Raw genomic sequence first — 20,940 nt, 5'->3', positions numbered from 1 at the left:
TTGCGAATAGTTGAAATGACAAACCAGTGTTCACAATTTTAGAAAGAAAAATACCTCACTTAAATTGGTTTTCATGCTGAATACCCCTATTTTTGTAAATTAAATTTTTAACGTTGTACAAAGCCGGTCCATACTTAGAACAGATCCATTTACCGCATGACTTACGGGAAAAATTTACCGTTGAGGATCTTCCTCAGGTTTCCGACGAGTTGCGGCAATACATCATTGATGTGATCTCGGAAATCGGGAACAGTCATTTCGGGGCAAGTTTGGGAGTTGTTGAATTGACCGTCGCGTTGCATTATGTATTTAACACTCCCGAAGATCAATTGGTTTGGGATGTGGGACACCAGGCTTACGGACATAAGATATTAACAGGAAGACGGGAACGTTTTCACACCAACCGGATCAAGGACGGAATTTCCGGTTTTCCGAAACGCTCGGAAAGCGAATACGACACATTCGGAGTAGGACATTCGTCCACATCTATTTCGGCAGCTTTGGGAATGGCCGTAGCCAACCGTTACAAGAAGGAAACGAACAAACACCACATCGCTGTTATCGGTGACGGGGCAATGACTGCAGGGATGGCATTTGAAGGATTGAATCATGCCGGATTCGAAAAAGATGCCAATTTACTCGTGATTCTCAACGACAACTGCATGTCCATTGATCCGAATGTCGGCGCGCTCAAAGAATACCTGACGGATATTACCACTTCGCATACTTATAATAAAGTAAAGGATGAAGTGTGGAAATTACTGGGAAGAATCTCTAAATTCGGCCCTGATGCGCAAACCATTGCATCCAAAATATCAGGAGCTTTAAAAGGATCCATTCTCAAGCAAAGTAACTTATTCGAATCACTGAATTTCAGATATTTTGGACCTATTGATGGCCATGACGTAATCGGTGTAGCCAAAATATTGGAAGATTTAAAACACATTCCGGGACCAAAAATACTACATTGCATCACAAAAAAAGGAGCCGGTTACAAATTTGCTGAAGAAGGAAATCCGACGCAATGGCATGCACCCGGGATTTTCAATAAGGATACGGGTGAAATTGTAAAAATCGTTCCGAAATCACCTCAACCACCGAAATACCAGGATGTATTTGGTCATACCATTGTAGAGTTAGCTGAGAAGAATGAAAAAATAATGGGAATTACCCCTGCGATGCCTTCCGGGTGTTCATTGAACATCATGATGAAAGCCATGCCCGACAGAGCATTTGATGTGGGGATTGCGGAACAGCACGCCGTAACATTCTCTGCGGGATTGGCAACCCAGGGACTTGTTCCGTTCTGCAACATCTACTCTTCCTTTATGCAACGTGCGTATGATCAGGTGTTGCACGATGTCGCACTTCAAAATTTAAACGTGGTATTTTGCCTTGACAGAGGAGGACTCGTCGGTGCAGATGGTGCAACGCATCACGGTGCGTATGATCTGGCCTATATGCGTCATATTCCGAATATGATCGTTGCCGCACCGATGAATGAACAGGAATTGAGAAATATGATGTACACTGCTCAGCTGGAGGACAAGGGACCTTTCGCGATCCGTTATCCGAGAGGAAACGGTGTTATGACCGAATGGAAAACGCCATTTGAGGAACTTTCCATTGGAAAAGGCCGCAGGGTTTCCAACGGAACAGACATCGCAATCGTTACAATCGGGCATCCCGGAAATTTCGCACAAGCAGCCATTGATCACTTGAAACTAAGCGGAGTAACCGTTGCACATTACGATATGCGCTTTGTAAAACCAATTGACGAAGTCCTCCTTCATGAGGTATTTACGAAATTCAAAAAAGTCATTACCGTTGAAGATGGATGCTTAATGGGCGGTTTTGGTTCCGCGGTAATTGAATTCATGGCAGACAACCAGTATCATGCAGAGGTTGTACGCCTTGGGATTCCGGATAAATACATCAATCATGGAACGCAGGACGAACTTTGGGCTGAATGTGGGTACGATGCCAACGGTATTGTCAAGACGGTCAAAACGATGCTCCACATGGATCAAACAACGCAACGGGCTTCTGGGTCAGTCGGCAGCTGAATTCAACTTTGTACAGACAGAATTCCACAAACAAATGCAATTGGGTCCACTGCTTGTTTATAACTTTTAAGGTATCTCTGTTTTTCACTTTCAATTTATTGTTTAAATTAACACACTTGAATAACCACAGAATAACTTGTTACAATAAAAAAGAATCATTGCTTATTGATTACTTATGAATAAAATCTATTTTTTACTTATCGCTATACTACTATTGGGCTGCTCTGGAAAAAGAGGGACATCCGAACACCAGGGAGGAACAATCCGTATGTGTCTTGAAACAGAACCAATGACCTATCTTACTTATGAAATTTCAGATTACTATTCAGCAACGGTTTTCGGGCAGGTTATGGAAGGACTTGTAAGTATTGACCCTTCAACACTCAAGATCAAAAACCAGATTGCATCATCCAGTACGGTTAGTGATGACGGGACCGTATATACTTTTCATATCCGGGAAGATGTTTATTTTCATCCGCATGAGACATTTAAAAATGATAACGAACGGAAACTTACACCTGCTGACATTGTGGCAACGTTTGAATTGATTTGTTCACCGACAAAATCGAATACTGAATCTGTTGCATACGGACACCTGCTGAAAGGAACGGTGAAAGGTGTTCAGGAATTTTATGAAAAAAAGACGAAAAAGATAGAAGGAATTAAGGTAAAGGGGCATACCGTTGAAATAACACTGGACGAAAAAGACGACAATTTCCTGTATAAACTGGCACAAATTCAATTGGCGATTCACGCAAAAGAAATCATTGATGCCAACAAGGTAACAGATGTTATCGGAACCGGCCCTTTTATTTTCGACAATTATCAATCCGGTGAAGTTCCTCAGATTCTTTTATCCCGCAATGAGGATTACTATGAAGCCGATGAGCAGGGAGATCAATTGCCTTATCTGGATTCAATCAAATTCGTGATTCAAAACAGAAAACTCGATCAGTTGGACATGTTTGAGAACAAACAGATTGATATGATTTTAGCACTTCCAACCAGTAAAATTACGAAAATGGTTGAAGGAAGATTATCGGATTTCAACTCAACCCCTCCCTCGTTGATGCTGAATAAGAATGCGTTGCTACACACCCACTTCTATAGTTTCAACATGGAGGAACCACGTTTTCAGAACATCAAAGTCCGGCAAGCATTTAATTATGCCGTCGACCGGGAGCGAATCGGCCGGGAAGTATTGAAAAATCAATACGACGAACTCGGTTATTACGGAATTGTTCCTCCAATTTCCCAAACATTCAGAGGCTATGATTTTAAAGCTGTCCGGGACGCCGGTTATACCTACAATCCGGAAAAAGCCAGAAAACTCCTCGCTGAAGCAGGCTATCCCAACGGAAAAGATTTCGGAACGGTCAATCTGCGTTTTAATATCGGGGATATCAACTCTGCCGTAGCAGATGAATTTGCCCAGCAAATCTTCCAGGTACTTGGCATCAACGTAAATATTGACGGTTCCGACTTCGAACAATTGACCAACGACGCAATTGACGGAAAAGGAGATATGTTTAAAAGCAGTTGGATTGCCGATTACCCGAATCCGGAAAACTTCCTGAACAATTTCCAAAGCGGGAATATTCCTGATAAAGAGCAAAATAAAACAGGGCTGAATTTTTCTAAATACAACAATCCATTATTTGACAATTTGCTGGATGAGGCAAAAAAGGAAAGTAATGTGGGTAAGAAAATGAAGTTGTATACAAAAGCGGAAACAGAATTAATGAAAAATCCGCCGATTATCCCATTGTGGTATAGTGGTGATTTACAAATCGTTCACTCGTATGTTCGCAATTTGCACTTCAATTCATTGAGTCTTTTTAATTTCAAAAAAGTATATTTGAAGCCATGGACTGCTGAAGAGTACCAAAAAGAAATTGCTCAAAAAAAATAGAGAACTAACACATGCTAAAACACTATACGCTGTTATTATTCTGTTTATTAACAGCTTACTCATTTGCCCAACCTTCACAAAATGTGAGAGGAAGGGTTATGGATTCTGAAACATTTTCTCCGATTACAGGAGCAAAAGTAATTGTAAATACCCGTGATACCACTAAAGTATATGGGGCAGTAACCGATGACAACGGATCCTTCTTTATTCCGGATGTTCCGATTGGAAAACACCAGCTATCGGTAACCATTTTCGGTTACGATGACAAAACACTTACAATTGACGTCAATTCAGGAAAAGAAACCGTTCTGGAAATTCCGATCACGGAAAGTTATGTCAGTCAATCAGAAGAAGTAATTGTAACAGCACGAAAATCCGGAGAAGTGATCAATGAATTAGCGTTGATTTCCGCACGGCAGTTTAGTGTAGAAGAAACAGACCGTTACCCGGGATCCCGCTCAGACCCTGCCCGTATGGCTTCCAATTTTGCCGGAGTCCAGGGAGCTGATGATTCCAGGAATGATATCATCGTAAGGGGAAACTCACCACTGGGTGTTGTGTGGCGAGTGGAAGGAATTGATATTCCGAATCCATCCCATTTTGCAATCTCCGGAAGTACAGGAGGGCCGGTATCCATTCTCAATAATAAAATCCTGGGAAATTCTGACTTCTTTATGAGTGCCTTTCCTGCTGAGTACGGAAACAGTACTGCTGCTGTTTTTGATCTGAAACTGCGCAATGGAAACAATCAAAACCACGAATTTACCGGTCAGTTCGGATTTTTAGGGACAGAGTTACTGGCAGAAGGGCCAATGAGTAAGAGTGGGAATTCCAGTTACCTGGTTATGGGACGTTATTCCACCTTGAGTTTATTCAAATCGATGGGAATTCAAATCGGAACAGATGCCGTTCCAACCTACGGTGATGGCGCATTTAAATTCAACTGGCGCTTAAAAAACGGAGCGAACCTCTCTCTGTTCGGGATCGGTGGAAAAAGTAAAATCGAGATTTTAATTTCCGAGCAAACAGAATATACGACGGAATTGTATGGTGAAGGCGACCGTGATCAGTATTTCGGAACAGCAATGGCTGTATCAGGATTGAATTATAAGCAATCGATTTCAGAAAAAACGTATTTGTCAACAACCCTTGCGTATAGTTACGAAGAACAAAAATCAAAGCACAATTACCTGCTTCGCCACCTGGATACGCTTGACAAGGGAACGGAAAATGAAACCTACAGAATTGTAGTGGACTCCATCTTCCAGATGATGGGATATAAGTACCAACATCACAAAGTTTCTCACCACCTTGCCATTACACATAAGTTCAATACCCGCCATCTGATTAAGGCTGGTTTGAATACGGATTTGTATTATGTGGTGCAACGCGACTCTGCTCTTCCACTTGTAACAGACAGTATTTTTGAAAAACGCTGGGACTACGAAGGTGCTTATATCCTTATTCAACCGTTCGTTCAATGGAAATGGCGGGCAACTGAAAAAATGGATGTGACAGCAGGTCTGCATGCCCAGTATTTTTCCCTCAGCAATAGTTTCAGCGGAATCGAACCTCGCCTGGGTTGGAGATGGAGGATAAAAAATAATCAAAGTGTATTCGCAGGTGCCGGAATGCACAGCCAGACCCAACCTTTGTATACGTATACTTATCACAGGTACGATACTAACGGGGATAAAATTTACCACAACAAACACATGGATTTCAGTAAAAGCATTCATACGGGGATCGGATATGATATTGCGATCGGTAAGAGCTGGAATATAAAAACAGAAGCATACTACCAACATTTGTACAGCCTTCCTGTATCCATCCAACCTTCTTATTATTCATTGATCAATATGGGAGCAGGATTTCAACGTTTTTTCCCGGATTCATTAAAAAATACCGGAACGGGAACCAACTACGGACTGGAATTGACATTGCAGAAATTCTTTGATAAATCCTTTTTTGTATTGGTAACAGCCTCACTGTATGATTCAAAGTACAAAGGCAGTGACGGAATTATACGAAACACTTCCTATAACGGTAATTATGTCTTCAATGTATTGTCAGGAAAGGAGTTTAAGCTGGGGGTCAAACAATCCATCTCACTCGGTTTGAAAGCGACGTATGCAGGCGGACAACGCTACGGATATGTGGATGTTGCCGAAACAGAAAAATACCATGAATTGATTTTCCTATCAGACGGTTTCAATACACGAAGATTCCGCAATTACTTCCGACTGGATGTAAAAATCAACTGGAAATACAACGCCAAAAAGACCACACACGAGATTGGTTTGGATCTTGTCAACGTGTTGAACACAAAAAACCTGTTGAGCCTGGCATACGCGCCTAACTTATCAGATCCGACAGTTGAGCCGATTGCAGAGAAACGTCAATTGGGATTCCTCCCGCTCTTTTATTATAAGATTGATTTCAGGTTTTCAAAGAAATAAACAAACAAGGCTGTTCAGATGAGCAGCCTTTTCTTTTGGAGACTATTTATACAGTCTAAAACACCAATGAATTCCATCCGTCATACAAACCAAACACATTTCAACTAAAATAGGTAATCCAACCAGCTTGCAAACATGTGTCACTTACCTCCTACACATCCCAACACCTATGTCCCTATGTTTTCTATGTGGTGAAAAAAGAATAATCGCCATCTAACCAACTGATTAAGCTAACCACTATGTATCACTTACTTCCACACATCCCAACCTATCTCTCTATGTTTTCTGTGTGGTAAAAAAGAGTTATTTTTTGGAGGCAAAAAGAATGCTGGAAAATAGACGAATATTGATCACCTTAAATAGCAACAGGCAAGCAATAAGTGCCCCCATCTGGAGAAGAATGTGAATGTTATACAGTATTCCCAGCCATCCGATTGAAAAACACACTGCAACAAACAACATGAATACACCTGCATCTGCGAATTGCCAGTTTAGCTTCAAGCGTTTTGCGACAATATACAACTGACTGACAGCTACAACAGACTGTGCCATCAATGTGGAAACCGCTGCCCCCCATACTCCCCAGCGAGGAATCAGATACAGATTAACACCTACATTCACTATCAAACCAATAAACGCGATTGTATTCAGTGTTTTCATTTCTCCCAAAGCAGTCAGGTATGTCCCGAAGATAAGGATGATACACATGGCGACAAATGTGAGCATTAACAGTTGAAACGGCGGTACACTTTTTTCAATATCATTCGTATAAATCAAATCCAGTACTTCGTGTGCATTCCAAAAACAAAAAGACGCAAGTGCAATGGATCCCCAGATCAGCAATTTTGAAGAAAGTGAAAACAATTCCTTCACATTTTCCTTCAATCCGATCATTCTTGAAAAAATAGGTAATAACAGGTTGGAAAACAACATGGCAAACATGAAGAATGCATCAATAAGGCGAAATCCCTGAGCATAAATTCCGGACTGAACAGCCCCGTCGTCCAGCATTCGCTCCAACATTACCGAATCCACCCGTGTGTATAGCATCATCAATACAATCAATAACGCGTAAGGAATACTCTGGCGAATGATTAAAAATGAGATCGGACGGTGGAAGCGAATTTTACTCGTTCCGATGTGTCTGACGACCAACATCAAACCAACCAGGAATGACAGTATGTAAGAAATAAACTGAATCCAGATAAAATACTCCAATTTAAATGCATTTCCGGGTAGCGTGAAAAAGAACACCGCTCCACAAAGAAGAATGAGTAAAAAACGATCCAATACGGAAAGTAACGCATCCAGTCGGAAGAGTAGCATCCCTGATAAATAACTCCGGAAATAAGCAATCATTGCAATGAGAAACTGCTGGGTGATCAGGATACTTAATACAGGGTACACCTCAGGCGGATAACCGAGTACCGATGCCAGGATCAGAGTAAACACAGCGTACAATACAAAAAGAACAAGTCGGAGTCCGGCAATGCGCCCCATGTATTTTGTCATGAGTCCCGGGTATTGCGCGACATTCTTTGTTGTGAAGTTGTTAATTCCCAAGTCCAGCAGGATGTTAAACAGAAAGGTAAAATTCAACAAACTGAAATACAAACCATACGCTTCCGAACCAACCTGGTTTTGCACGGTGGCATCAATACCAAATATTGCAACTGGTTTAATCACCAGGTTTAAAAGCAAAAGCAAAACAAGGTTTGAGAGAAATTTTTGCTGCATCAGCGCACCGGTTCGTTCGTTTTAAAAATAAAATTCTGGGTAATGTGCTTCTTTCCATCAAACAACACCAGCTTTTCATTTTCAACTACAAACACATCATAACCGAGTGATTTCAACAATTCAAAACTATTTTTCCGGTTGTCGTTGTCCCACAATTCGGCATAAATAATCGGTTTATTTTGTTCTAAAAGCTGTCTCCCGCCCAAAAAGGCAAAATACTCAAAATTCTCAATATCAATTTTTATCGCCTGGATTGTTTGTCCTGCGAATAATTCGTCCAGTGTCTTTACAGGAACATCAAACTCTTCGCCTTCATTCCACTCGGAAATTGACTCATGTTTTACATGGGAAAGTCCCTGCATTTTTGTTTTTCCGTTGTAAGGCATAATCATTTTCAATGTTCCCTGAACCTGTCCCAGTGCCACCGGGTACAACTGCACATTAGAAAGGTTGAACTTTTTGACAATTCTTCCCAATACAGCGAAGTTGACAGGAACCGGTTCGATGGAATGAACAGTACAGGTATTGAATTTCGAGGCGAGGAAATACGTCATGATCCCGATGTTTGCACCAATGTCGATCACATCTCCTTTTCCTTCTTTTATCAGGTTGAGAAAATGAAAGAAATCACGTTCGTTTTTATCCTTTTTAAGCGTTTTGATTTTAAAATGAGAAAACAAATATAAGTACCGCTCAAAGCCAAGCGATTTTTGTAAGACATATTTTATTGAATTCTTCATTTCTTAAGCAGAAAGGCACAAAAGTAGAAATTTTATTTTACTTCGGAAATTTTTATTTCCCCGCGTAACACATCGTTTTTCCGTTCTTTCGGAATTCCCCCACTAAATCGTTTTTATGCTGCAAAAAAATAAAAAATTACACGTTGGTTTTCGTTTTTATCCACCTATTTATTTTTAGCTTTGTGAAAAACAAAAAACGTATGAATCAGACAACAGCAGATCAGGTTGTAAAGGTTTCCGATTTGGCGCATGGAATTATCGGATCAGAGATCATCAAACTTGCCGCGGAAGTAAATGAAAAGATAAAACAGGGAGAACATATCTACAACATGACCATCGGCGATTTCAGCCCTGCTCAGTTTCCGATCCCATCCGCTTTAAAGCAATACATTATTGAAGAATACTCTTCTGATCAGACCAATTATCCGGAAGCCGACGGGATGTTGGATTTGCGTAAGGCTGTTTCCGATTTATTAAAGGAGCGAGGTGATTTAACATATGCAACGGATGAATTATTAATTGCCGGCGGAGCCCGACCTGTTATTTACGCAATTTACCGCGCATTGGTCAACCCGAACGATACCGTTATCTTTGCTGTCCCGTCCTGGAACAACAATCATTATTCATATTTAAACGGCGCTAAGTCAGTTGTGATAGAAGCCAAACCGGAAAATAATTTCATGCCGTCCGCAGCAGATATTCGTCCGCACATCGGAGAAGCATGTATGGTTGCATTGTGTTCCCCTCAAAACCCGACAGGAACCGTATTTTCAAAAGAAGGACTGGAAGAAATCTGTGACATGATCCTGGAAGAAAACAGCCGACGAGGCCCGAATCAAAAATCTGTATACCTGATGTATGATCAGATTTATTGGGCATTAACATTTGGAAACACGCAACATTACAATCCGGTGTCATTACGTCCTTCAATGAAAGAATATACTGTTTTTGTTGACGGAATCTCCAAATCGTTATCAGCAACAGGTGTACGTGTAGGTTGGGCCATGGGGCCGAAATCAATTATTGCCAAGATGAAAGCTATTCTGTCGCATGTAGGTGCATGGGCACCAAAAGCTGAACAATTGGCAACAGCCCGTTTTCTGATGGATTTGCATTTGTATGACGCGTTTCTGGAGGAACAGAAAGAAAAAATTTATACCCGCCTAAAAGGATTTTACGATGGATTCTCTGCGTTGAAAGCAGAAGGATATGCTGTAGATGCGATTGCACCACAGGCAGCTATTTACCTGACCATCAAATTTGATTTACACGGAAAAAGAACAGCTGACGGAAGGGTACTGGAAACAACGCAAGATGTGACATCCTACATCCTCAACGAAGCGAAGCTGGCAATTGTTCCATTTTATGCGTTCGGGGCAGCAACGTCTTCTCCATGGTACAGAATGTCAGTCGGAACATGCAGTGTAGCTGATATTGAACAGGTAATCACCAACCTGCGAACGGCATTGAGCAAGCTGAATTAAAATATATCATTTGATCCCAAAACAAAAGGGCTGTTTCGATGTGAAACAGCCCTTTTTCATTTACTTCAGGAACGATTACATTCCCATTCCTTTCCAATCTTCCGCGTTGATTACTTCGTATCCTTCCGGAATAGACATGTTAAAAATATCTTTCTTGTTGTATTTTTTCAATCCTTTTTCTACTTCAATTGCAGAGAAAACCATTGTCATTCCTTCTGCTGCTACTTCAAACTCCAACGGAAATCCTTGAATTTTGTCATCTACAAACTGCATTCCTTCTTTTGAACTTACCAACTCATCCGTTACCCACATGTTGACAACACTTCCATCTTCTGTTGTGATGATGTATTTCGTACACTTGTAACCAGCAACTTTTTTAGATTCAGTTGTTTTTTCAACTTCTACATCCGGTGTTTCTTCTTTTTCAGGACTTTCTGTCGACATTTTCGTTGCTTTCTTCCCCATCATACCGTCCATTGTCATAACGGATTGTTTTCCTTTGATGTCAACAACTGTTGCAGACTGAACAAACATTCCCATGTTCATTTCAACACGGTTGAATTCAGGAGAAAAATACATCTGCATTGTAGACCCTTTCAACATTGCAAACTGAGCCTGCATTGCCGGATCAGGGCTATTGAATTCAAGGTTATATTTCACTTTTCCTTCGTTGATTTGTGCAAAAGAACAAGCAGTGATTAAAAGTACTGTTAGTAAAGAAAATATTTTTTTCATTGTTATAGTTTTATAAATTTCGAACGAAAATACAACAATTATCAAACCAAAAGCTATAATTTTACTTCTTTATCCAAAAATACATGAGCACTCTAAAGGAACAAATAGCTGAAACAATTCGCAATTATCACCAGAGAGGATGGTCGCCGGCCACTTCTACCAATTATTCTTTTTTGGATGAAAACACTACCATCTGGGTTTCCCGAAGCGGAGTGGATAAATCTCAATTCTCAGCAGAAGATTTTATTACAGTGGATAAAAACGGGCGTCCAACCGGGAAATACGCGGGTGTCAAACCATCCGCAGAGACACTGATTCACTGTGTGCTGTATGAATTATTTCCGGAGACAAAAGTGATCCTGCACAGCCATTCGGTGTTTCCCGTTTTAATGTCGAACATGTACCAACAGGAGGTTCCGTTTGAAGGATATGAAGTTCAAAAAGGATTTGCAGGAGAAACCACACATGACGCCACTGTTCGCATTCCTGTTTTTGACAACACGCAAGACATGATTGATTTTGCGCGAACGTTACGTAGTAATCAAGCAAGAATCCGGCACCACAGTTTTATCATGCGCAAGCACGGGACGTATGCCTGGGGAACAAGCTTATTTGAAGCCAAACGACACCTGGAAACGCTGGAGTATTTGTCAGAAGTACAATACAGAAATGTGCTGCTAAAGTAAAACTGATTGCTAAAACCTGTTCAACTGTTTTTTATTCAATCTTCCACCCCTGTCTTTCAACAGACCTCTCTTTTTCGTATTTTTGTATCCATTAAATACAATACCCAATGGCAATTCTATCAATTCCGGACAAAAATATTACAATTACAGACCCCAGTGAAATCCGTCAATTCTTCAACGATCGAAACTTATACTTTGATCAATGGCATTGCGCTGTGACGTTTGACGATGATGCTACACAGGAAGAAATCCTGAAGGCATACGCCAACGATTTGGGACCGTTTATGGAACGGGGAGGTTACCAAACTGCCGATGTGATCAATATGCGTCCGGGCATGGAAGGATACGAAGCCATTCGAGCAAAATTTCTTTCCGAACACATTCATACAGAAGATGAAATTCGCTTCTTTGTGGATGGGCAAGGTATTTTTTGGTTCAACCTGGAAACGGAACCTGTTTTTAACCTGTTGTGTGAACGCGGGGATTTGATTTCCGTTCCTGCAGGGACCAAGCACTGGTTTGATGCCGGAGCTTCCCGTCCGTTTGTAAAGGCAATTCGCATTTTCATTGATATGAGTGGTTGGGTACCTCATTATACCGAATCAAAAGTAGAGCAACGTTACAGTCATTTCAAGATTCCGTTGAAACATGAAGTAAAGTATATCCTGACTGATATTGAAGGAACCACAAGTTCGATCTCCTTTGTAACAGAAACCCTGTTTCCTTATTTCAATGAACGGATCGAACAATTGAAAGAGCTGATACATCTTCCGGTGGTCAAACAGGCATTTGAGGAAACAAAACAACTCGCGAAAGAACTGGATGGCGAAACGGTTAAAACAACAGATGAAATCATTGCCAAACTGAAATCATGGAGTCTTGCAGATAAGAAAATTACGCCACTGAAAACTTTACAGGGCGTAATTTGGGATGAAGGGTACAAATCTGGAGCATTGAAAGGTCATGTGTATGCTGATGTTGCGCCATTGTTAGAAAAATGGACGAAAGAAGGCCGTAAAGCAGGAGTTTTTTCCAGCGGTTCCATTGCTGCTCAACGCCTAATTTTCGGTTATTCAGAAGCAGGAGACCTTACCCAATATTTTAGTAACTATTTCGATACCACAACAGGGGGAAAACGCGAAGTTGAAACTTATCGTCATATTGCGATATCGCTTCATATGAATCCCGAGAATATCCTGTTCTTATCTGATATTACGGAGGAACTGATTGCTGCAAAAACAGCAGGTTTTCAAACCATTCAACTGGTTCGGGAAGGGAATACACCTCATTGGGATAAAGTTGTTTCCAGCTTCAATGAAGTAGACCAGTTGATTCAACACTGATTCAATATCCATTGGCAGGAATTTACATCCATATTCCGTTTTGTAAACAAAAGTGTACATACTGTGATTTTCACTTCAGTACCACTTTTCATGCATACCGCAAACGAATGGTTGATGCGCTGTGCCATGAGTTGGAAATTCGAAAAGATTACCTCGGAAATCAACCAATAGAAACAATCTATTTTGGAGGTGGAACTCCCAGTATTTTACTACATGAAGAATTGACGCAATTGCTGACCACTGTGCATACCTATTTTGATACATCATTGCTCAGCGAAGTAACAATGGAAGCCAATCCTGATGACATCACTCCGGAAAATATCACTTTTTGGAAAACTTCAGGGATCAACAGACTAAGTGTTGGATTACAATCTTTTAAAAAAAGTGATCTAAACTGGATGAATCGTGCGCATACCGTCGAGGAATCATACAGTTGCGTTGCCATGGCAATTCAAAACGGAATTGAAAATCTTACGGTAGATTTAATCTACGGGCTTCCCGGGTTGACCAATGAAGAATGGATCCATCACATTGAAACAGTCATTAAGATGGGGGTACAACATGTTTCTGCCTATTGTCTCACTGTTGAAGAAGGAACAGCTTTGGATACATTTGTAGAAAAAGGGAAAATAATTCCTGCAAGTGAAAATACCCAGGCGGAACAGTTTTTATTACTGGTAGAGACATTGGAAAAACATGGATTTTTGCAGTACGAAATCTCTAATTTTTGTAGACCCGGATTTGAATCCAGACACAATTCTAATTACTGGAAAGGAATTCACTACCTTGGCGCAGGTCCTTCTGCTCATTCGTATAACGGTTATTCCCGCTCATGGAATATTCGTAACAACCACACCTATATGAATGCCATTGAGCAACAGACCTCCTGGTTTGAAACAGAGGAATTAACCAGCACAGATATCTATAATGAATTGTTATTAACAGGACTGAGAACTGTTTACGGTGTCAACCTTCATCAGCTGGAACAAATTTTTCCGATTGATGTACGTTTCCATACACAGGTAGATCAATTATGTGAGCAGGGATTGATGGAAAAAAAGAGTGATTCAATTCGTCTGACAAAGTCAGGGCGTCTGCAGGCTGACAGAATCGCTTCAGATTTGTTTCGTTTGCATGATGAAAATTAGTTGCCTGTAAAAAATTGGCGCCGTTCTAACAATATTTTTAAATCGATTACGTTATGATAGATATCTCTAAATTTCTATCAATATGCGTACGCTCCTCGTTTCAACGCTATTGCTCCTTACTGTATCCGTAAGTTGGGCAAATGAAAAATTGTACAACAAGTTAAATAAGTTGTATTTATCCGATCGTGACAAGTGCATGGAGGTATCCAAGAAAGTCATGAAGAAAAAATCAACCGAGTCTATCCCCTACTATTTTGCTTCTGTTATTTATTATGACAAGAGCAAGGAATCTCAAACACTGAAAGGAACTTATTTGCAGATGAATCGCTCTGTGATCAGTGCTGCCAAATTTGAAAAATACAGTGGAGATAATGACCGGGAATTGGTTCAATGGGATGAGCATGTCTCTTCCCTGCGCAACAGAGCTGAACGGTTGATCAAGACGCTTGACAAAAATGAAATGGGAGATTTGAGTCTGAGCCTGTTAGAAAGTTTGGCAAAGGTAGAATCCCTCTCACCGTTTTACAAGCAGGAAGAAGTAGATGATTTATTGACAAAATCAGTCATTCAGGACGTTGAGTCAACTGCTGTTCCCACGGATTTTGTACGTGTGGAAGGACAATTTTACGGAATGCCTTCCGGTAATGAGAACGTGTTGTCCTACAATGCGGAAGAAGAAAAAAAGTTGCTGGATTTAATCAATAAAGAACGGGCAAAAAGACGAATTCCTGCATTATCGTGGAATGAAGACCTTGCTAAAGCTTGTCGTTATCATGCTTATGATCAGGGAACACAGGGATACTTCAGTCATGCATCCAATGATAAAATCAATGACAAGTTGGTCATCGTAGGAAGTACATTTGACCGGATCAAACGATTTTACAGGGGAAATGCGGCAGGTGAATGCATTGCGGCGGGCAATCAACAAGCAGAAAAAACATTTCAGCAATGGTTAAATAGCGATGCACATGCCAAGATATTACTTGAACATGACTCTCGTGTAGTAGGAATAGGATTTGTACAGGTAGAAGGAAGTCCGCATGAATATTATTGGGTGCTGGCAACGGGGAATTGATCTTACCAATAAAAACATAAATTCTCAACAAACAACAACCAGGAAGGGGTCGTCAGCAATGGCGACCTTTTCTTTTTCTGGCAGAACAATACACTATTCCAACGACAACAACAGTAATCATCAACTCATGAAATGAACCCCTATGTGTCACTAAATCCGTTACACACAACAACTATGTACTATACAAAACTATGTGATTCAGCAATCGTTATCCTTTTCAAATCATCAAAAACCTATGTTTTACAATGAGTTAAATGTAATTAACGTTTTTTTAACAATTCATGATTTGAACCTATTTTCAGATTGACTGTACGGATAGAAAAATCAGAAAGTCATGAAAAAGTTAGTAGCAATTATCTGTTTATTGGGAACTTCGTTTTTCTCAAACGCGTTGGAAGAAGAAATCGTCAAATCCACGATTAGCAATGTAACCGTTTATTCACAAGGTGCACAAATCTTCCGGAAAGCCAGTTTCAATGTAAAAACGGGCGTTTCTCAAATCATTTTAGAAAATGTAAGCTCCTACCTTGATGCCAAAAGTATCCAGGTAAAAGCAACAGGAGGAATCATTATCCTGGACACCAAGTTTTCCATGTATTATCCAAAACCCGAAGAAATTTCACTGGAAGGGCTTCCCTTAAAAGTCAGACAGGATATCCAACGTCTGGAGGATTCACTGGAATGGATCAATTTTGATCTGCAGACACTTCAAAATGAAATTGACGTACTGAATGCAACCAAATCCATATTAGCGAACAACGGAGCTGTAAGAGGTCAGGGAAAAGTGAATGATTCAATAGCGCTGCTAAAGGAAACCATTGACTATTACACCATCAAAATGAATGAATTGAATGTGAAACTGGGAAACCTGAACCGTAAAAAGGCAACAAAAACAAAAGAGCGGGATGCCATGAGCGGAAGACTGACCAAATTACGCAATTACCAATCAAGTAATAACCTTACTCCTGCCAATGCAGGTCCGATTCCAAGAATCATTATTACAGTACAAGCCACTACACCTGTGTCCGGAAAGTTGGATGTCTCATACCTCGTATCGCAAGCCGGATGGATTCCATTGTATGACTTACGCAGCGAGATTGCCACAGGACAGGTCAATCTGAACTATAAAGCGCAGGTGTTTCAAAGTACCGGTGAGAAGTGGGATAATGTACGCCTGACGATTTCTACCAATAACCCGTATCAGAACAAAACAAAGCCAACGTTGCACCCATGGTACGTGAATTATGCCAGCTATCAGCAAGGTTATGCGGCTCCAAGTACAACCAATAACATGAGTACGGGAATTATGTATAAAGAAAAAGCGGCATCCGAAGACCGAAAAAAGACAGAAGCTTATTCAACTGCCGATTACGAATCTTCTGCTACTACCGCTGACCAATTTGTAACCATGGTCAACCAGACCATTTCAGCAGAGTTCATCATCGACCTCCCCTACACCATCGAATCAAACAATGAGCAGCACATGGTATTGATCAGCAATAAAGATTTGAAAGCCAATTACAAGTACTTTACTGTTCCGAAAGCCGATAAGTCCGCTTACCTGGTTGCACAAATTTCCAAATTAGAAGAGCTACAACTGGTTCCGGCAAAAGCGTCCATCTTCTTTGACGGAAGTTATATCGGAGAAACATACCTGGATCCGACTTCACTGGATGACACACTGAATTTAAGCTTAGGAAAAGATCCGAATATCATTGTCAAGCGAACATATCTGAAAAATGATACCAAAGAAAAAATCGTTGGTAACTATATTGAAAAAACGTATACATATCTGATCGAGGTGAAAAATCAAAAAGCGACCAACATTGACATTATTATTCAAGATCAAATTCCGGTTGCTTATGATGGTGACATTGAAATTACCTTACTGGAATCTGCTAAAGCAAAATACAATTCGGTAACAGGTTTATTGGAATGGGATTCGAAATTGAAACCAAAACAAAGTGAATTGATCCAATTCTCGTACAAAGTAAAATATAATAAAGACAAACAGCTGAATTTATAAGTAGAGTAATCAAAATAATAGCGGTCACTGTAAAATGACCGCTATTATTTAACAATAAGAAATATGATGAAAAGCATCTTTCTCCTACTGTCATTTGTTTACCATATTGGTGTATATGGACAATCAGATACTATAGTTGTACCAGAAGAATTCTTTCGCCTTGATTGTGCTCATGGTCATAGTTGTTGCGCTGTAGGTTGTTATTGTTGTAAACAGTCGTCTCAATTTGATGATCATTTAAAAAGTAAATTGTTACTGATTGATCCGGATGATCTGAAAACAATAAGTCCAGATGACGGATTGACCTATAATCAATACGTTGGTGAAAACATCGCAGGTTTTTATCCGGCAGATGGCTGGAGAGCAGATACCGTCAACGGAGGATTTAATAAAAACAGTGATAATCCTTACATTTCTTCTGTAAGATTTGAAAAGGGAGAAAAAATGGTTGCTTACAGATATGAAAACGGAAAACTGTTTACAGGTAGAGTTAAAGAAATCTTGACAGTCAGTTTTACACCCGATAAAATCGCTGGCTATCTGCCGAATGGGCAATCCTATTATGAGACAAAAAACATTACTGTTGAGTTTAGCGCAGATTGTGTGAATGGTTTATTACAAGGAAGAAGTGTTCTTCTCGGAAGAATCCCTCAATATGGTATATATGATAAGCTTCCTCTTTCTGAATGTTATTTTGAAAATGGTGAAATTGTAGGTATTTGTAAACATTGGGATTTAAATTCAGTAGCATTCACCATTAAAAACGGGAATATTTACAGCAATGAAAACGAACCGGATTATTTTGCATTTTGTAAGTTATTAGAGGTCTCTGAAATTACATATATCAAAGGTAGCTCCGACTATATTAGGCACACAATATTTAAGAGAGTAAAAAAACAGGTAAAATAAAATGTTATAAAAGAAAAGGTACTGTTCTAAAAATTGGGTGGTATTTTCACCACGTATGTACGGATGGATGAAAAAAGAATGAACAAAGAAAAAAATACCACCTGTTAACAGCAGAAAACGGGAGATAATCTTTGAATCTGTTATTATTGAACGACGAACAACGTTATACAAAACAGTTTCACATACTCAAGCATTTATACAATTACATTATACCGCTAAGCGGAGAAATATTTTCTTCGCTTTTTTGGTGTGTAAGTATCCGGACGACTTCTTTATCAACGAAGTTTATTATTTTTGTTGAAACAGACAAATGCAGTTTTTCAACCAGCTAATAAATAAAATCCCTAAGTGGATTTATTTACCGATTTTTCTACTGACAATCACGTATGATTATTATCATTCGTCTGATGAGCATTACCATTGGTCTGAAAATAATTCAAAAGAAATCATCAGTAGCGACGGCTCCGGTTACTATGCCTATCTTCCCCAGTTTTTTATCTACGGAACGTCTAATTTTGAGTTTCTTACCCGGGTTTCTGAAAAAACAAACAACAGTAAGATCATGCAGGGGTTGGGATACGTCGATTGGGGAAAGCTACCGATGACCAATAAATATTTTGTTGGCACTGCCGTTTGCATGAGCCCGTTCTTTGTCGTTGCTGACCAATACACCAAAGCAAGTAATTATGAAAGGAACGGTTACTCACATCCTTACGAAGTTTCCATCGCAGTTGCAGCATTTTTCTTCTTACTGGGAGGTGTCGTTGCTCTGTATTTTTTTCTCAGAAGCTATCACCTTTCCATTTTCACAACGCTTTCATCAATAAGTTTGTTGGTATTCTGCACCAACCTCAAGTATTACACATTATTTGAACCCGCTTTTTCCCATGTATATTCGTTCGGAGTCATCGCGCTTTTCTTATGGAGTTGCAGAAAATACGTTCTTTCCCAAGCATCATTCTTTCTCTTTTTACTTTCCCTATTACTTGGCCTGATCGTAATATTGCGACCTGTAAATTTGTTGATTATCATCATTCTTCCGTTTTTATATCCGAATTTTGCAGCTTTTAAACATGATTTTTTCGCATTATTTCAGAAAAACAGATTACTTAAAACAAGTTTTGCTTTGTTTCTTTTTCTTGTTCCCGTAAGCCTTCAATTTTTAACTATTTACCAGCAATATGGAGTCTGGAAATTTAACGGGTATACAGAAGAAGGATTTGACAATCTTTTTTCCCCGGAAATAATAAATGTCCTATTCAGTTTCCAAAAGGGATTATTTGTTTATACCCCCGCACTGATTTTGTGTGTCATTGGTCTTTTCAAACTCTATAAAAAACAACGCTACTTATTTTGGGGATGGTTGCTCTTCTTTTTCATTTTTACGTATATAACTTCTTCCTGGTGGAATTGGTATTACGGAGGTAGCTTGGGGATGCGGCCTTATGTTGATATTTATGCTGTGATGATTATTCCTTTTGCCTTTCTGTTTCATTATAGTTTTACGGTTATTCAATTGTTACTGGTTGCTGCAATCCTTGTTTTATTCAAACACAATACGATCCAGAACGATCAAAAACTACACGCAATTTATCATTTGTCGGAGATGAATTACAAACGGTATTGGGATGTTTTTCTAAAAACGGATAACCGTTTTCACTGGATGTATTTCCGGGAAAATTTTGAAATTGACGAAACAAAACTGCACCCACTTTCCATTTATCACTATGATTTTCATACCTATACATGGAAAGAGAACTTCAAAAATTCATTTGTTTCTGATAACCCTATTTCACTGTTGGTCATAAAAGGTCATCTATTGGTAAGCAGCAAGTATTATCAACTTTCCGGAGAAGGATTTGTTCAAGACCAAGAAACGCTCTCAAGTCTGAAAGTTGTGAAATATCATCAGGGAGAAGCAGAAGTTTTAACGGAGAATTTTTATTTGGGACAAGTTTTAGACAACAACAAATGGGGTGAATTTAAGGTTCAGGGAGAATTGCCACAAAACCTTTCTGCTGATTCCATTTCTTTTGAAGTTGTCACAAATCCTAAATACAATATGCGTTTAAGGAAATTGACTATTTGTCTATATAAATAATAGTCTGTTCTAAAAATTGAACGGTATTTTCACCATGGATACATAATTAAAAGATAAGATAACACAGACAAACAGAATACAGACAGGTTATCGTTTCAAAGAAAAACTTCCTAAAAAAACTACGTCCTGCTGAGGATTAACGGATCATTTTTGTAAGTGCATTCCTATTACATTCATCGAGGTTTAGTTTTTCAGAAAATTGTCGGGAGTACCTAACATTTTTTATCAAAAGCATCTGAGTATTGGAAGAAGTAATACATCCAGTTCATAAAATGAACTGCTATGTGTCACTAACTACAGTGATTTTTACAATATTCAACGATGTATCTATGTGATTTTAAAGTATACAGTTAAGTAATCCATGAATTTGTAGCTATCTATTATCCTATTCATTCCATTTTTGAGGGATAAACCAGTATAAACAAAAAAGCCCACACAACTAAATGTATGGGCTTTTAAAAAGTGGCATCGACTTACTCTCCCACCCTCAAAAGGGCAGTACCATCAGCGCAGGCAGGC

14 protein-coding genes are annotated in these 20,940 nt (G+C 39.6%); 11 read left to right on the top strand and 3 right to left on the bottom strand.

Going from position 1 to position 20,940, the window contains the following annotated elements; genetic code table 11:
- Window positions 1–113: 113 nt before the first annotated feature.
- From dxs to H9Y05_RS14970, 3 genes are all read left to right on the top strand, one after another.
- Complete coding sequence (dxs, locus tag H9Y05_RS14980) at window positions 114–2,066, top strand: 1-deoxy-D-xylulose-5-phosphate synthase (protein ID WP_235992231.1); 1,953 nt, start codon at window positions 114–116, stop codon at window positions 2,064–2,066.
- Between the two features lie 175 nt (window positions 2,067–2,241).
- Entirely contained in the window at window positions 2,242–3,978 is a 1,737-nt protein-coding gene (locus H9Y05_RS14975; RefSeq protein ID WP_163492917.1) for a peptide ABC transporter substrate-binding protein, read from the top strand.
- Between the two features lie 11 nt (window positions 3,979–3,989).
- Window positions 3,990–6,437 carry a TonB-dependent receptor gene (locus H9Y05_RS14970; protein WP_216714751.1) on the top strand — a complete coding sequence of 816 codons (2,448 nt, stop codon included), beginning with the start codon at window positions 3,990–3,992 and terminating at the stop codon, window positions 6,435–6,437.
- Between the two features lie 303 nt (window positions 6,438–6,740).
- Here the strand turns inward: H9Y05_RS14970 and H9Y05_RS14965 are convergent, their stop codons facing one another.
- Together H9Y05_RS14965 and H9Y05_RS14960 are read right to left on the bottom strand one after the other, a co-directional pair.
- Complete coding sequence (locus tag H9Y05_RS14965; RefSeq protein ID WP_235992230.1) at window positions 6,741–8,174, bottom strand: oligosaccharide flippase family protein; 1,434 nt, start codon at window positions 8,172–8,174, stop codon at window positions 6,741–6,743.
- Complete coding sequence (locus H9Y05_RS14960; protein WP_163492920.1) at window positions 8,174–8,914, bottom strand: FkbM family methyltransferase; 741 nt, start codon at window positions 8,912–8,914, stop codon at window positions 8,174–8,176. The genes H9Y05_RS14965 and H9Y05_RS14960 overlap by 1 nt, the downstream gene beginning before the upstream one ends.
- A gap of 200 nt (window positions 8,915–9,114) precedes the next feature.
- Between H9Y05_RS14960 and H9Y05_RS14955 the strand changes: the two genes are divergently transcribed.
- Window positions 9,115–10,398 (top strand): pyridoxal phosphate-dependent aminotransferase, encoded by a 1,284-nt coding sequence (locus H9Y05_RS14955; RefSeq protein WP_216714749.1) that lies wholly within the window; start codon window positions 9,115–9,117, stop codon window positions 10,396–10,398.
- 75 nt (window positions 10,399–10,473) lie between these two features.
- Here the strand turns inward: H9Y05_RS14955 and H9Y05_RS14950 are convergent, their stop codons facing one another.
- Entirely contained in the window at window positions 10,474–11,133 is a 660-nt protein-coding gene (locus H9Y05_RS14950; protein ID WP_163492922.1) for a DUF4412 domain-containing protein, read from the bottom strand.
- An 83-nt stretch (window positions 11,134–11,216) separates the two neighbouring features.
- On the opposite strand from H9Y05_RS14950, the gene mtnB reads away from it, so the two are divergent.
- From mtnB to H9Y05_RS14915, 7 genes are all read left to right on the top strand, one after another.
- Window positions 11,217–11,819, top strand: a complete 603-nt coding sequence (gene mtnB / locus H9Y05_RS14945) for a methylthioribulose 1-phosphate dehydratase (protein ID WP_163492923.1) — start codon at window positions 11,217–11,219, stop codon at window positions 11,817–11,819.
- A 107-nt stretch (window positions 11,820–11,926) separates the two neighbouring features.
- Window positions 11,927–13,162 (top strand): acireductone synthase, encoded by a 1,236-nt coding sequence (mtnC, locus tag H9Y05_RS16425; RefSeq protein WP_235992229.1) that lies wholly within the window; start codon window positions 11,927–11,929, stop codon window positions 13,160–13,162.
- 11 nt (window positions 13,163–13,173) lie between these two features.
- Window positions 13,174–14,310: a radical SAM family heme chaperone HemW gene (gene hemW, locus H9Y05_RS14935; RefSeq protein ID WP_216714748.1), complete on the top strand. Its 1,137-nt coding sequence runs from the start codon at window positions 13,174–13,176 to the stop codon at window positions 14,308–14,310.
- Window positions 14,311–14,392: 82 nt separating this feature from the next.
- Window positions 14,393–15,385, top strand: coding sequence for a CAP domain-containing protein (locus tag H9Y05_RS14930; protein ID WP_163492925.1), 993 nt, complete (start codon window positions 14,393–14,395; stop codon window positions 15,383–15,385).
- Between the two features lie 334 nt (window positions 15,386–15,719).
- Window positions 15,720–17,411 (top strand): DUF4139 domain-containing protein, encoded by a 1,692-nt coding sequence (locus H9Y05_RS14925; protein ID WP_216714747.1) that lies wholly within the window; start codon window positions 15,720–15,722, stop codon window positions 17,409–17,411.
- Between the two features lie 63 nt (window positions 17,412–17,474).
- A complete protein-coding gene (locus tag H9Y05_RS14920) occupies window positions 17,475–18,320 on the top strand; it encodes a hypothetical protein (protein ID WP_216714746.1) in 846 nt (281 codons plus the stop codon).
- A gap of 310 nt (window positions 18,321–18,630) precedes the next feature.
- A complete protein-coding gene (locus H9Y05_RS14915; RefSeq protein WP_216714745.1) occupies window positions 18,631–20,421 on the top strand; it encodes a hypothetical protein in 1,791 nt (596 codons plus the stop codon).
- The last annotated feature ends 519 nt before the right edge of the window (window positions 20,422–20,940 follow it).

This window comes from Taishania pollutisoli, from assembly GCF_014518315.1.
Lineage (GTDB): Bacteria > Bacteroidota > Bacteroidia > Flavobacteriales_D > Crocinitomicaceae > Taishania > Taishania pollutisoli.
This window is presented reverse-complemented; position numbering and strand designations above follow the sequence as displayed.